This window comes from Pseudomonas sp. HY2-MNA-CIBAN-0224, assembly GCF_040310285.1.
GTDB lineage: Bacteria > Pseudomonadota > Gammaproteobacteria > Pseudomonadales > Pseudomonadaceae > Aquipseudomonas > Aquipseudomonas helleri.
Map to the genome: position 1 here is coordinate 49,242 of NZ_JBEOPQ010000011.1, position 14,062 is coordinate 63,303.

The 14,062-nt window shown below is 57.1% G+C and carries 13 protein-coding genes; 9 read left to right on the forward strand and 4 right to left on the reverse strand.

Annotated elements, in window-relative coordinates; all coding sequences use genetic code 11:
- The first annotated feature begins 66 nt into the window (after positions 1-66).
- From AAEZ03_RS08230 to AAEZ03_RS08245, 4 genes are read left to right on the forward strand one after another with little or no spacing between them, the layout of a single operon-like run.
- Positions 67-2,097 (forward strand): type VI secretion system Vgr family protein, encoded by a 2,031-nt coding sequence (locus AAEZ03_RS08230; RefSeq protein WP_350577615.1) that lies wholly within the window; start codon positions 67-69, stop codon positions 2,095-2,097.
- Entirely contained in the window at positions 2,094-2,930 is an 837-nt protein-coding gene (locus AAEZ03_RS08235; RefSeq protein ID WP_350577618.1) for a DUF4123 domain-containing protein, read from the forward strand. Before AAEZ03_RS08230 ends, AAEZ03_RS08235 begins: the two co-directional genes overlap by 4 nt.
- Positions 2,927-6,262, forward strand: a complete 3,336-nt coding sequence (locus tag AAEZ03_RS08240) for a toxin VasX (RefSeq protein ID WP_350577620.1) — start codon at positions 2,927-2,929, stop codon at positions 6,260-6,262. Before AAEZ03_RS08235 ends, AAEZ03_RS08240 begins: the two co-directional genes overlap by 4 nt.
- Positions 6,259-7,194 (forward strand): hypothetical protein, encoded by a 936-nt coding sequence (locus AAEZ03_RS08245; protein ID WP_502947914.1) that lies wholly within the window; start codon positions 6,259-6,261, stop codon positions 7,192-7,194. The genes AAEZ03_RS08240 and AAEZ03_RS08245 overlap by 4 nt, the downstream gene beginning before the upstream one ends.
- A 65-nt stretch (positions 7,195-7,259) precedes the next feature.
- Here AAEZ03_RS08245 and pyrE read toward each other — a convergent pair whose 3' ends face one another.
- Positions 7,260-7,901, reverse strand: coding sequence for an orotate phosphoribosyltransferase (pyrE, locus tag AAEZ03_RS08250; RefSeq protein ID WP_350577623.1), 642 nt, complete (start codon positions 7,899-7,901; stop codon positions 7,260-7,262).
- A gap of 82 nt (positions 7,902-7,983) precedes the next feature.
- On the opposite strand from pyrE, the gene crc reads away from it, so the two are divergent.
- Complete coding sequence (crc, locus tag AAEZ03_RS08255) at positions 7,984-8,763, forward strand: catabolite repression control protein Crc (protein WP_350577626.1); 780 nt, start codon at positions 7,984-7,986, stop codon at positions 8,761-8,763.
- Positions 8,764-8,824: 61 nt separating this feature from the next.
- Here the strand turns inward: crc and AAEZ03_RS08260 are convergent, their stop codons facing one another.
- Positions 8,825-9,763 carry a GlxA family transcriptional regulator gene (locus AAEZ03_RS08260; protein ID WP_153432840.1) on the reverse strand — a complete coding sequence of 313 codons (939 nt, stop codon included), beginning with the start codon at positions 9,761-9,763 and terminating at the stop codon, positions 8,825-8,827.
- A 109-nt stretch (positions 9,764-9,872) separates the two neighbouring features.
- On the opposite strand from AAEZ03_RS08260, the gene AAEZ03_RS08265 reads away from it, so the two are divergent.
- A complete protein-coding gene (locus AAEZ03_RS08265; protein ID WP_350577630.1) occupies positions 9,873-10,673 on the forward strand; it encodes an SDR family NAD(P)-dependent oxidoreductase in 801 nt (266 codons plus the stop codon).
- Between the two features lie 108 nt (positions 10,674-10,781).
- Here AAEZ03_RS08265 and AAEZ03_RS08270 read toward each other — a convergent pair whose 3' ends face one another.
- Complete coding sequence (locus AAEZ03_RS08270; RefSeq protein ID WP_048372394.1) at positions 10,782-11,150, reverse strand: DUF4870 domain-containing protein; 369 nt, start codon at positions 11,148-11,150, stop codon at positions 10,782-10,784.
- 35 nt (positions 11,151-11,185) lie between these two features.
- Entirely contained in the window at positions 11,186-11,908 is a 723-nt protein-coding gene (gene rph, locus AAEZ03_RS08275) for a ribonuclease PH (protein ID WP_273221934.1), read from the reverse strand.
- Positions 11,909-12,101: 193 nt separating this feature from the next.
- Between rph and AAEZ03_RS08280 the strand changes: the two genes are divergently transcribed.
- From AAEZ03_RS08280 to rpoZ, 3 genes are all read left to right on the forward strand, one after another.
- Entirely contained in the window at positions 12,102-12,965 is an 864-nt protein-coding gene (locus tag AAEZ03_RS08280) for a YicC/YloC family endoribonuclease (RefSeq protein ID WP_048389125.1), read from the forward strand.
- Between the two features lie 13 nt (positions 12,966-12,978).
- Complete coding sequence (gmk, locus tag AAEZ03_RS08285) at positions 12,979-13,599, forward strand: guanylate kinase (protein ID WP_048372389.1); 621 nt, start codon at positions 12,979-12,981, stop codon at positions 13,597-13,599.
- Positions 13,600-13,767: 168 nt separating this feature from the next.
- On the forward strand, positions 13,768-14,031 hold the full coding sequence (gene rpoZ, locus AAEZ03_RS08290; protein WP_016782707.1) for a DNA-directed RNA polymerase subunit omega: 264 nt from the start codon (positions 13,768-13,770) through the stop codon (positions 14,029-14,031).
- Positions 14,032-14,062 lie beyond the last annotated feature (31 nt).

Sequence of the window (14,062 nt, forward strand, 5' to 3'; positions counted from 1 at the left end):
TCCTGCGCTGTGCCCATCCTTTAGCGTTCACTCCTTTGCGCTGACCTCGCGTCAGAGGAGTCATGGATGCCCGCATTTGCTCGCGACAACTCGTTCAGGCTGAACATCAACCGTTGCCCTCATCCTGTTGAGGTGCTGGCCTTCAGCGGTGACGAAGGGCTCAACACGCCCTTTGCCTTTGACGTTGAGCTGGTGTGTGATCGCGCAGATCTGGACCTCGAAGCGCTGCTGCACACCCCGGCTTTTTTGGCCTTTGATGGCCTAGGGCGCGGTATTCACGGGCAGATTTATCAGATCGTCCGATGCAGCCCAGGCAAGCGCTTCACGCACTATCGCCTGACGCTGGTGCCACGTTTGGCCTACCTGAAACACCGCACCAATCAGCGTATTTTCCAGAACCAGACTGTGCAGCAGATCATCGAAACCCTGCTCGAAGAGCACGGCATTCTCGGCAATGCCTACGGTTTCACGCTGCAATCGACCTACGAACCTCGCGAGTACTGTGTGCAGTACGCCGAGTCCGACCTGCATTTCATTCAGCGGCTGTGTTTTGAAGAAGGCATGCGTTACCACTTCAAGCATTCGTCTGATGCCCACTACTTACAGTTCGGTGATGGACAGGCGGCTTTTACCTCGTTGCAACCGGCAACGCCTTACGTGCCCGGCGGCGGAATGGTGGCCTCAGCGGCGGCGATTCAGGGGTTTGATCTGCGCCTGCAAACCCGAACCAACAGTACCGCGCGACGTGATTACGACTTTAAAGCTGCCAGCCGCACGCTGGAGGCCAACAGCCAAAGCGACCTCAAGCAGCGCCCGCTTGAGCATTACAGCTACCCCGGTCGCTTCACAAGCGATGCTCAAGGCGAGCGCCAAAGCCAACGAGCGCTGGAACAGCATCAGAGCGATTATCGCCAGGCCAGCGGCCACAGTGATCAGCCGAGCTTGAGCAGCGGTCACTTTTTAACCCTCAGCGAGCACCCTTTTAGCGACTGGAATGTGCCGTGGCTACTGACCCACGTTCACCACGAAGGCAAACAACCACAGGTGCTTGAAGAGCAAGGTGGCCGCTCGGCTCTATTGCATTCACAGGGCTTTAGCCAAGGCTATCGCAACCACTTTGTGGCGATCCCCGAGGGCGTGACGTACCGCTCGCCCGTGGTGTTTGCCAAGCCGCGTATCCATGGCAGCCAGACAGCCCGAGTTACCGGCCCGGCAGGGCAGGAGATCCACTGCGACGCGTTCGGCAGGGTCAAGGTCAGCTTCCATTGGGACCGCAGCGGAGCGAGTGACGACACCAGCAGTTGCTGGCTGCGCGTCGCCTCCAGTTGGGCGGGCGACAGCTATGGCGCGGTGACAATCCCTCGGGTCGGCATGGAAGTACTGGTCAGCTACCTGGAGGGTGATGTCGATCAGCCGGTTATTTCAGGCTGCCTGGTGTCGAGCGTGACTCCGACGCCGCTCACACTGCCTGCCGATAAAACCCAAAGCACCTTGCGCAGTCGCAGCGCACCGGGCGGTGGTGGCTATAACGAATTGCGCCTTGAAGACCGTCAGGGCCAAGAGAAAATCTACCTGCATGCCCAGCGCGACATGCAGCAACACATTGAAAACGACAGCCGCTTGCAGATCGATGGCCAGCGCGAAGAAACCATCAGCGGCACCAGCGTGGTGGTGCTCAAGGGCGAAGACCAGCAAACCGTCAGCGGCGACCGCAAGGTTGAAGTGCAAGGGAATGACTTCCAGGCCGTCGCCATGACCAGCCACACCCGCGTGGGGCTGGTCATGGCCGTTGAAGCCGGGGTGCACGCGCACTTCAAGGCCGGGGCCACGCTGGTGGTCGACGGCGGCCCGCTGTTGACCCTGATGGCGGGCGGGCAACACTTGCAACTCACTCCATTGGGGATTTACAGCAGCTCACCGATCTTGCCGGGCGGGGTGCCGATACCGGGCATGCCGGCAGTGCCGGCCAATCCGGATGGGATCGAGGTGATGACTGCGCTTGCGCTTGAGTCGCAAAAACGCGCCTTTGCCAGTGCCAGTGCGAATCGGGCGCCCGTGTGCCTGGCCTGCGAAGCCTTGCAGGAGGGGCAGGCATGACCCGCGCCTACCTGCTGCTCGACAGTCATCTGATCCCGAATATCTTTGCGCGCCTGTTTGAGTTGGCGAACATCACGGTTGGGCATTCGCTGTACCTGACCACCCGCTATGCCGAGATGGCTTCTTTTGGTCCGGTGCTGGTTAGCGTCGAGCCGGGCAGTGCGCTGGCCAACACCTTTATTGAGCATTGGCAGGGTCGAGCGGGTATCTGGCTGGAGTCTGACGCAGACGAAACCCTTGTTTTAGAGCACCTGCGTAGCCTGATCCATGTCCGGCTTGCGGGCGATGTCACGGCTTTTTTCCGTTTCTACGACCCGTGCATTACCCGCCTGTGGCTGGCAGATCTGGCAGAGGCTGAGCGGGATTTACTGATGGGCCCGGTTCGCGTCATCAGGCTGCCGGGTGGCGTGGTTATCCAGCAGAACAACCCGCATCAACCCTGCGCCCGCTACGCCTCGACGCCTTGGCTGACGTTGAGTGCACAGACGCTGGAGCATCTGTGCCAAGCCCGGCGCGAGCACTTTACACAGCGCCTTGTTGAGCATGGCCAGCGCTACTTTGCGCCGTGTTTGCAGGGTTTGGACGAGCCGGCGCAACAGGCATGGGCGCTGGGTTGTCAGCGCTATGCGGCGCGCCAGGGCTACAGCGCCGACGACGAAGTCATGGCCTGGGCAAGCCTGTATGCCGCCTTCGGTGATGAGTTTCCCGAAGGCCCGGAGCATGCGGTCTATCGCCAGGTGTTGAGCCAGCGAGCAGTCGGCCCCGAACAGCGTCTGGAGCAGTTACTGGACGAATTGATGACGCAAATGAAGCCTGCAGAGCGTGCGCTATGAACCTTGATAAACGTCTGGCCTCAATGGTCAACCTGTCGGAGGCCCGGCGCGCCGCCAGTGCCTGCGAACACGTTGACATCAACAGCACCGTTCAACAGTGCCCGGCCAGCCAGCCGCAGTTATTTGTCGTGCCGGTGCGCTACGCCCTCAGCGAAGAACCCGCCAGCCATCCGGCGTGCCAGCCCGGCACACAGACCCAAAGCCACCCGATGGCTGCGCGCCTTTTGCGCAAGGGGTTTGTCTATGTGTGGCAAGGCAGTGGCCCATTGCAGCGCTATGCAGTGGCTGAAAACAACCTGCTGCTCAGCCAGGGTCTGGATGAGGATGACACCGTCGTCCAGTCAGGCACCTTGAGTGGCTTGGCGCTGGCCAAGCAACAAGACGCCTGGCTGCTCTACAGCGAAATCCCGCTTAACCCGGCCGCCTGCGCCGACCTGCACGACCCTCAACAGCGCGCCAAACGCATGCGCCGACTCGACCTGCGGCAAGTGGCCAATACGCTGCAAGCGCCGCATTGCGCGCCGTTGAGTGAATCGAAAAGCGTGATGGCCGAGTTGATTCCGAGCACCTATGACTTGGCGATGGCGATTGATTACCAGCGTCATCAACCGGCTTTACGCGAGAGTGCGGACCAACTGGGCAAGAAGGTCATGGCAGATCCGACGCCCGACAACATCAAGGCCTACACCGATGCCATGCATTGGCTGCATGAGCGGGAAAAAGTGTCGGCGAGCTACCCGGCTGTGTCGGACGACGTCACGCCGCCGGGTGAATGGAGCGCTGAGCAGTGGGCTACAACTCGAACGCAAGACCTGATGGAACGGGCTCATGCGCAGTCACGCGGGTTGTTCACGGTATTGGCCTGCCTTGACGATGACCTGGGTGTTTTGCGCGACATCAACCACGAGCAAGAACTGATCGAGTCGCGGCATGAACAGTGGCAGGCCGATAACAACCTGCGGCTGAGCATTGGCGGGTTTGTGCGGAGTTTGATTACGGAGGATCCCGACGAGGTGATCGGGATGCTGATTTACCGCTATCGGGAACAGGACATTGAACTGACGCGTGAGCAGGCGCAGATGTTGCTCAATGCGCGCACCCAACTGAAGCAACTGGCGAGACAACGTTACACCGCCAACATTCGACGCGGCACCACCCACACCAATGTAGAAGCAGATACCCGACTGGCAGAAATACACCTGCGTGAACAAGCCGCAGTAGCGCCCATCCGCGGCTTCATCCCACTTCAATTGCATGATGAAGTGCTGCAAGTAGTGCGCGATTACCAGGAAAGCAAAGTCAACAACTTGAGAAACAAACACACCTCCGACAAAGTCGAGCAATACATCGACCTGCCCGCCATGAACCAATGGCTCGACGAAACAGCCCCGAAACACTTTGATCACCTGAAAGAGCGACACGAAGCCCTGTATGCCGATCGTGGCACCTACCTGCCGCGTCACCACAGCGGTACGTGGTTTGTGGATTATCAAGACAGCGACCACCGCCACTGGCTGGACGAACTGGCTTTGGCCTGCCTTAGCGCGCAGTGCTTGCGCACAGTTGGCGCTGAGCAATATGCGGATTATGTACGCAGTGCGGATGATGGGGCGTTAAAGCAGTTGTTTTCGGGGTGGAGCCCCACACTCGACGCAGCGGTAGTTAGCGGTAGTCGTGCCGTTGAGTTGGTTACCGCGCTGAGTATTGAGAACCATGCTAATGCAGAACAAGCATTGATCAAAATACTGGGCCCAAAGGGAGTGAGTATTTTGTCGGACCTCAAAGGTCTGGCCAAAAATGCGACTGGTCCTTGGAACATTTTGATCAAGCGGTTAGGTGCTTCATTGCTTTTGCTTAGCGGTGGACCGGGCGCCCCTCTCAAAGGCCCATGGTTGACCGTCATGATTGCCGCTCGAGTCGGTAGCCAAGTGGGTCTACGGGTCATTAATGAAAAAGGACGGCAAGTGCTCCAACTGTTTGGCCGCAACGCTGAAGAGTTAACGCAATGGGCCAGCACCACCGGTAAAGCGATAGGAGCCGGTCGTGTCGCTGATATTGTCAACGCACCTGCCGTGCAAAAAAGCGGAGGTGTGATCGCCATCGCGGCGTTGCTGCTTAATAGTTGGAATGCAAATAATTATTTGAGCCAGGCGAGTGTGCTGGAAGGGATGGATGAACAACGTCAATACGATACGGCCTCGGCAACGCTGTATGCCGGGGCGGCGTTGATGGCTGTAGTGGATGTTCAGGTTCGCAAGGGATTTTGGAGTCGTGGAAAAGGTCAGTTAAAAGTATTGATTTCTAATGGTTCTGCAATGACGTTTTTTGGAGGTGTAATTGGGTCCTTATCATTCGGGGCAGCTCTATCAGAATATATGTCCCTAAAGAAACAACTGGATAGTGCAGCAGGCCATATAGATCCATGGGTGAAATTGCAGCAAAAGGTTGTAGCTGGGCAAACAATTGTCACCGCTGCGCAAGCTTTTCTTGGATATAATTACGCTTTGAAAAGTCTTTCTCATTTGTTCGGATTGGTAGTTTCAAATTCACGCTATTTGATGTTTATGGGGTCTGTTAATTATTTGTTGTTGGTATTGGGTATGCTTTATCTGGTTGTATGGTATATGCGCCAAACGCCTATACAGAGCTTTCTTGGCTATTGCTGTTGGTCTAAAAAGCGCGCCAGTTATATGTCGCCTATATCATCAGTTGGGCAAGGCGAAGAAATGGATCGCTTGTACAATATTCTCTATTCTCCACGAGTTAGTTTCGACGGTGCTGTCCGCGCGCTGCCAACGCTTGATCGTCAAGGTTTCGAAAATGCAGAGGAAATTCACTCTCTAATCATAGATTTACCTGGCGCAGAGCCCTCTAGTGCTTATTTGGAGGTAGTGATGATTGGCGATCCGATCGATACTCCGGCATGGCGAGCAAAAATAAAAAATAATATCGCTTCCGAGAGAGTCGCACCGCCAAGATCTTTGCAGGATATCGGTGGGCATTGGATTAGGAATAGCAATTGCCAATGGATTCCTTATCAGGAGGGTCAGGGGCTTCGACTCAGTGGTTTGTTTAATGCCATCCCAAATTTATTGGGATCAAAGCCAAGCAAAGTATCGTTGCGTATACGCTACCAGACTCCCATAACTTCTATGCTCGGTTCTCAAAAATTTATCGGCGGTGAGAATGGCTTAGCATTCACATTTACACTAAGTGAAGGTTTAATTGCATTGCGCAACGACCCTACGCCTGTGTTGGATAAAGCTCAGAGCTATGCATTAAGTGCCACATTAAATGGTCATTTTTTGCAACCAAAGAGGAAGGGAGAGTGAGTGCTCTATCAGCAAGTGAAAGCCAAAAAACCATGTTGTCGCAGGTGGATTGCCTGTCCCCGTTACCTATCCCTACTGGAGAGAAGCCAACAGATATTCTCAATAATATATGGCGTAAAAATGATGTTTATATGGATGTTGGAAGCTATGCTATTGGTTCGGTAGTAATGGTTTTATGGCCAAGTGTTTTGTTATTTTTTGCGATGTCCTGTTATTTTCTTGGGACTTTGCCTGAATTGGGTTTATATATAGCTATCGGCGGTTCTGTCATAGTGGGTATTCCGATTTTAATGTTGGTGAATGCACTTTTTCGGCCCACTCCCATGCCCGCACGCTTCAATCGTCAGCGCCGTGAAGTTTGTATTCCAGTCGGTGCTGTTGATTATTGGATTGTTCCTTGGGAAACGGTCATAGCTAAAGCGACTGAGCACCAATCAATTAGCCAAGCGGGTAGGCACACTTCGGGCATGCTGGAGGTGACATTTGAAAACCCGGATAAGTCCGCATTAAGCAACCTAAGGTTCTGTACCTTTTCCTTTGCTTGTGGGGGAGGGCGCTCTGCAATGGCAGTATGGGAGTGCATGCGCAGCTATATGGAAATAGGTCCCGAAGCAGTAGTTGATGAAACTGCAAGATTTCTACGGCCAAAAGGCGTATTAGCCACTTATATGAAAGTGATAGTCGATGCTGCCAATAAAAGAGGCTGGGTTTTAGCATTGTTATGGGAAGGTTTTTTTGGAATATTTATCTTCAATATGTTGTTGGTTGAGGTGTTGGAGCGTCTTAAGTTAAATCCACCTCCAGACCTCACTTACCCCGACATCATCGAATGGTCCAAGCCTCTCCCCCCCGAGCAATGGGCCAAGCGCTCCCCGGAACTGGAACACGCCATCGCTCAGCGCGAAGCTGAATTGGCCGCACAGGCGGGTTGATCCGCAAAACAAAACGGGGAGGCGCGACAGGTGTCGTGCTTCCCCCGTGGGAACAGCGAGGCTGTTTAGATCCCGTACTGCGCCCGGTAGGCTTCAACGGCTGGCAGGTGTTGCTTCAAGGTTTCGTCTTCGGCCAGAAATTGCAGCACCTGGGTCAACGACACTATGCTGACCACCGGGATGCCGAAGTCACGCTCGACTTCCTGGATGGCCGACAGTTCGCCATTGCCGCGCTCCTGGCGGTTGAGGGCGATCAGTACGCCGGCCGCTTTGGCGCCTTGGGCGTTAATGATTTGCATGACTTCACGGATGGCGGTGCCGGCCGTGATCACGTCGTCGATGATCAGGATGTTGCCTTCCAGCGGCGAACCGACCAGGCTGCCGCCTTCGCCGTGGGCCTTGGCTTCTTTGCGGTTGAAACACCATGGCATGTCGCGATCATGGTGCTCGGCCAGAGCGACGGCGGTGGTCGCGGCCAAAGGGATGCCTTTGTAAGCCGGGCCAAACAGCACGTCGAAATCAATGCCGCTGTCAACGATGGCGGCGGCATAGAAGCGCCCCAGTTGAGCCAGCGCGGAGCCGGTGTTGAACAGGCCGGCATTGAAGAAGTAGGGGCTGGTACGCCCGGACTTCAGGGTGAACTCACCGAAGCGCAAAACGCCGCGATCAATGGCAAAACGGATAAAGTCGCGCTGATACGCTTGCATGAAAATGGCCCCAGATACCACGGATTTAGCTAATTAGTAAGACGGCGTGTATCATACACGCACGTGATTTTTGGGGCCATTTATGCGGATCATCAGTGTGAACGTCAATGGTATTCAGGCGGCAGTCGAGCGTGGTTTGCTCAGTTGGCTGCAGGCTCAGAATGCCGACGTTATCTGCCTGCAGGACACCCGCGCCTCCGCCTTTGAACTGGACGATCCAGCCTACCAGCTGGATGGCTACTTTCTGTACGCGTGCGAAGCTGAAGTCCATGCCCAAGGCGGTGTGGCTTTGTACTCGCGGTTGCAGCCGAAAGCAGTCATCACTGGGCTTGGCTTCGAGACGGCCGATCGCTACGGGCGCTACCTGCAAGCCGATTTCGATAAGGTCAGCATCGCGACCTTGCTGCTCCCTTCGGGGCAGAATGGCGATGAAGACTTGAACCAGAAGTTCAAGCTAATGGACGATTTTGCACGCTATCTGGATAAGCAGCGTCGCAAGCGTCGTGAGTACATTTACTGCGGCTCGTTGTACGTGGCGCAGCAGAAGCTCGACATTAAAAACTGGCGTGACAGCCAGCAGTCTCCTGGTTTCCTGGCGCCTGAACGGGCCTGGATGGATGAGATTGTCGGCAACATGGGCTATGTCGATGCTCTGCGTGAAGTCAGTCGTGAAGGCGATCAGTACAGCTGGTGGCCGGACAACGAGCAGGCCGAGATGCTGAATCTGGGCTGGCGTTTCGACTACCAGTTGTTGACCCCGGGTTTGCGCCGCTTTGTTCGCAGCGCTCGCTTGCCGCGTCAGCCACGCTTCTCGCAACACGCGCCGTTGATCGTGGACTACGACTGGACACTCACTATCTAAGTGTTCTTTCGCTGTCATAAAAATGCCCGTATCCCACGATACGGGCATTTTTTTTGGCAGGCTAAGCCTGCAAGTGCAGCGCCCGACGGAGCATTTGAGGTGGCTGGCCAAAGGCGCGGATAAAGGCTCGACGCATGCGCTCCGGGTCGCCAAAGCCGCTCTCACGCGCCACGCTGTCGATGCTGTGGGCGCCGGACTCAAGCATCAAGCGGGCCGCCTCTAGGCGCAAGTTCTCGATGGCCTTGGCCGGGGACTGGCCTGTTTCGCTGCGAAACAGGCGACTGAACTGGCGAGGGCTCAAGTGGGCGACCTCGGCCAATTGCTCGACCGACAACTCTTCGCGCAGGTGCTCCTTGGCGTAGGTCAGCGCGGTTTGCACGCGGTCGGACTTAGGCTCGAGTTCCAATAACGCAGAAAACTGCGACTGCCCGCCAGCACGGCGATGGTAGACCACAAGCTTTCTGGCCACGTCGCGCGCTACTTCTGCGCCCAAATCCTGCTCCACTAAGGCCAGGGCCAGATCAATACAGGCGGTCATGCCCGCGCTGGTCCACAGCTTGCCGTCTACCGTGAAAATGCGGTCTTCTTCCAGCTTTACCTTGGGAAACGCCTCGCGAAAGGTGCGGGCGTGAAACCAGTGCGTGGTGGCTTTGCGGCCATCCAGCAAGCCTGCGGCTGCCAGCAGAAATGAGCCGGTACAGGCGGAAGCCAGGCGGCGCGACGTGCTCAGGGTGTCCTGCAAAAAAGGGATCAGCGCCGGCGTGGGTTCTATCAATTGGTTGTCGCCCAGCACCAGCACCGTGTCATAACTGCGTTGCTTGAACGCCTGTGTCTCGACGCTAAAACCCATGGAGCTGGGTACCAGGCCGCCCTGCTCAGAGATCAAATCCACGCGATAGAACGATTGCCCGCTGAGCAGGTTGGCAAACTCAAAGATGGTGCTGGTGGACAGGCAAAGCATCTGAAAGCCGGGCGACAGAAGAATACCGATGGTGACCATAAGCATGTCCTGAAAGGTGGGATATATGGCATTGCTGACATCACCATACGCTCATAACCTGAACCCCAACAAGGCCGACTCCTTACCCGGCCGTTTTGGAGCAAGCGTGATGAGTGAACACAAAGGCTATGCCCTGGTTACGGGCGCTTCTTCGGGGATTGGTGCGGTGTATGCCGATCGTTTGGCGCAGCAGGGCTACGACCTGATTCTGGTGGCCCGCAACCAGCAGCGTCTGGAAGGTCTGGCGGCCCGGTTGACCGCGCACACCCGGCGCGATGTTCAGGTGGTGGTCGCTGACCTCAACCAGCCTGACGATTTGGCGCGTGTCGCCGCCCTTTTGCAAGACGACAAGCGCATCAGTCTGTTGGTCAACAACGCGGGCGTGGGAGCCGGGGGCACATTGCTGGAGTCTTCCGTTGAAGCAATGGACGCGATGATTTTGCTCAACGTGCTGGCGCTGACGCGTCTGGCAAAAGCCGCTGCCGGTAACTTCGTCGAACAGGGGCGTGGCACGATCATCAACATTGCTTCAGTCGTCGCCGTGGCGCCGACATTGCTCAATGGCGTATATGGCGCAACCAAAGCCTACGTGCTGGCCTTCAGCGAATCGCTGCGCCACGAACTCAGTGATAAAGGGGTCAACGTGCACGTCGTGCTGCCGGGTGCGACGGCGACCGAGTTTTTTGCAGCGGCTGGTATGTCGGTAGATGCCTTGCCGAAGACGATGGTCATGACCACCGAGAAGCTGGTCGATGCGGCGTTGGCGGGCTTGGCCCAAGGTGAGGCTGTGACGGTGCCGTCTTTGCCGGACAGCGCAGATTGGGCGGCCTTTGAGGCGGCGCGCCAAGCGCTGTTACCCAACCTCTCGCGCAACGAACCCGCCGCCCGCTACGGCGTAAAACCGTTGTAGCCGCTGACGAGGCACGAGGCTGCGATACGGGCCGCAGGACCGTCGTTTGGGTCGCTTCGCAACCCATCGCAGCCTCATTCTTCGGCAGCGGCTACAGGGCTTTTGGGCTTACTTGATCGGCCGCCAGGTGAAAGGGTAGCGGTAGGCCACCCCGTCATTGGCTTTGACCCCGGCAATCACCACCAGCACCACGGCGCCGATGAACAGCAGGCCGAGCAAGACGAAGCCAATCAGTACGAACATCAGCACGTAGCAAATGGCCGAAGCAATCGCCACGGTGATCTGAAAGTTCAGCGATTCTTTGCCCTGCTCGTCAATAAAGGGATCGCTTTCGCGCTTGAGCTGCCAAATAATCAGCGGCCCAATCAGGTTGCCAAACGGAAACCACATCCCCAAAAACGCCGCAAAGTGACAAAACATTGCCCATTGGCGAGCTTCGCGGCTCGGTTTGGGATTTGAAAGGTCGAGCTCTGTCATGGCGTTCTCCTGTCGGTCATCAAGGGGCTTGGCGATCAGTCTGCCAGCGCCGCTTGTTGCAGTGCGAAGATGTCGGTCATGCCTTGTTGCGCCAATGCCAGCATGGCGTTCAGTTCGGCAGGCTGGAACGGCGCGCCTTCGGCAGTGCCCTGAACCTCAATAAAACCACCGGTGCTGGTCATCACGACGTTCAAGTCGGTTTCGGCTGCCGAGTCTTCAGGGTAGTCCAGATCCAGCACCGGCTCGCCCTGGTACATGCCCACCGATACAGCGGCGATCATTTGCTTGATCGGGTCGCCGCCTTTGAGGCCGCCACGCTTTTTGATCACTTTGAGTGCGTCAACCAGAGCCACCATCGCGCCGGTAATCGACGCGGTGCGGGTGCCGCCGTCGGCCTGGATCACGTCGCAGTCGACGTACAGAGTGATGTCGCCCAGTTTGGACATGTCCAGCGCGGCGCGCAGCGAACGGCCGATCAGGCGCTGGATTTCGAGGGTGCGACCGCCTTGTTTGCCACGGCTGGCTTCACGCTGGTTACGCTCGCCGGTGGCGCGCGGCAACATGCCGTATTCGGCAGTCAACCAGCCTTGGCCCTGACCTTTAAGGAAGCGCGGTACGCCGTTCTCGACGCTTACGGTGCAGATGACTTTGGTGTCACCGAACTCGACCAGTACAGAACCCTCTGCGTGTTTGGTGTAGTTGCGGGTGATGCGGATCGGGCGGAGCTGATCGGCAGCGCGACCACTTGGACGTTTCATGTGGGATACCTGTACGGGACGGAAAACTGCCGAGCATTATAAAGGCCGTGACCGATCCGGGCACATTTAAAACGCAATCCAGTGTTGTAGCGCCTTTACGACAGACGCCATTTGGGGCCATCCGCTGCACTGCGCTACAATCCGCCCCCTTAATAGCCGCCCGGCTTCACTCATCAGATCGCGAGGTACCTCCATGGTGCACAGCATGACCGCCTTTGCCCGCGTCGAAAGCGCCGGCACTCAGGGAACCCTGAGCTGGGAGCTGCGTTCGGTCAACAGCCGCTACCTGGAGCCGCACCTGCGCTTGCCAGAGTCTTTCCGCGAACTTGAAGGGGCGGTGCGTGAAGCGCTGCGCCAAGGTATTTCCCGGGGCAAGCTGGAGTGCACCTTGCGCTTCACCGAAGAAACCACGGGCAAGCCGCTGCAAGTCGACCGCGAGCGCGCCGCGCAACTGGTGGCCGCTGCCGAGACCATTGCCAGCCTGATCAAGCAGCCCGCGGCCCTCAATCCGCTCGAAGTGCTGGCCTGGCCCGGTGTGCTGGTGGCCGATGCCGCCGACCCGCAGGCCCTCAACAACCAGGCGCTGGCGCTGTTCAAGCAAGGTCTGCAAGAACTCAAAAACGGCCGTGAGCGCGAAGGCGCCGAGCTGGCGCGTTTGATCAGTGACCGTTTGAGCGCCATTGAAAGCGACGTAGAGACCCTGCGGGAGCTGGTCCCGCAAATGCTCGCCACCCAGCGGCAGAAGGTGCTGGATCGCTTTGCCGACATGAAAGCCGAGCTGGACCCTCAGCGCCTTGAGCAAGAAATGGTCTTGCTGGCGCAAAAGAGTGACGTCGCAGAAGAGCTGGACCGTCTGAGCACCCACATTCTGGAAGTGCGGCGCGTGCTCAAGTCGGGCGGTGCTGCCGGCCGTCGGCTCGACTTCCTGATGCAAGAACTCAACCGGGAGGCCAACACCCTCGGTTCCAAGGCATTCGATCCGCGCAGCACCCAGGCTGCGGTCAACCTCAAAGTGTTGATCGAGCAGATGCGCGAACAAGTACAGAATATTGAGTAAGGCTTCCCCCGACATGACCCACAGCACTGGCACTCTCTACATTATTTCTGCGCCTTCAGGGGCCGGGAAAAGCAGCCTGGTCAAGGCCCTGATCGACATTGAGCCGCAGATCCGCGTCTCGGTGTCACACACCACCCGGGCCATGCGCCCCGGCGAAGAGAACGGCGTGCACTATCACTTCGTCGAGCGCGAAGAGTTCGTGAAGATGATCGAGCACGGTGATTTTCTTGAGCGTGCCGAAGTGTTTGGCAACCTGTATGGCACCTCGCAAAGCTACTTGCAGCAGACGCTGGATGAAGGTCATGACCTGATTCTGGAAATCGACTGGCAAGGTGCCGAGCAGGTTCGCAAACTGATGCCTCAGGCGCGTTCGATCTTTATCCTGCCGCCGAGCCAGCAAGCCCTGCGTGATCGCCTGGACAATCGCGGGCAGGACAGTGCCGAGATTATTGACGGCCGTATGCGCGAAGCCGTGAGTGAAATGAGCCACTACGTTGACTACGACTACCTGATCATCAACGACGACTTTGCCGTGGCACTGGATGACTTGAAGGCCATTTTCCATGCCAGTCGTCTCCAGCAAAAGCGCCAACAGCAGCGCTACGGTAAATTGCTGGCCGAATTGCTCGGTTAATCAGCGCTTCCCAAAACCCCTGCAAGGGCTTTACATTGGCACTTACAGAGACATTGGGCAGGGTGAGTGAAAAATCAGCGCTTCCCTAATGGCTGGTGATTTTTTAAACTGTCGAGTCCGCTCGCCCATCCGGGCAGCGCGCACATTGTATTTGCTACGAGGAAGACCATGGCCCGCGTAACCGTTGAAGACTGCCTAGAACACGTGGATAACCGCTTTGAGCTGGTCATGCTGTCTACTAAGCGTGCCCGTCAGTTGGCCACCGGTGGTAAAGAGCCTCTGGTTCAGTGGGAAAACGACAAGCCTACCGTTGTTGCCCTGCGCGAAATCGCAGAAGGCCTGATGAGCTACGAGTTTATCGCCAACGCTGAAATCGTCGAAGACGAACCGCTGTTTGCAGCGTTCGAGGACGAGTCCAACGAGGCGAACTAAGCCTATGCCCGGTCGACGTAGTACGGCGAAG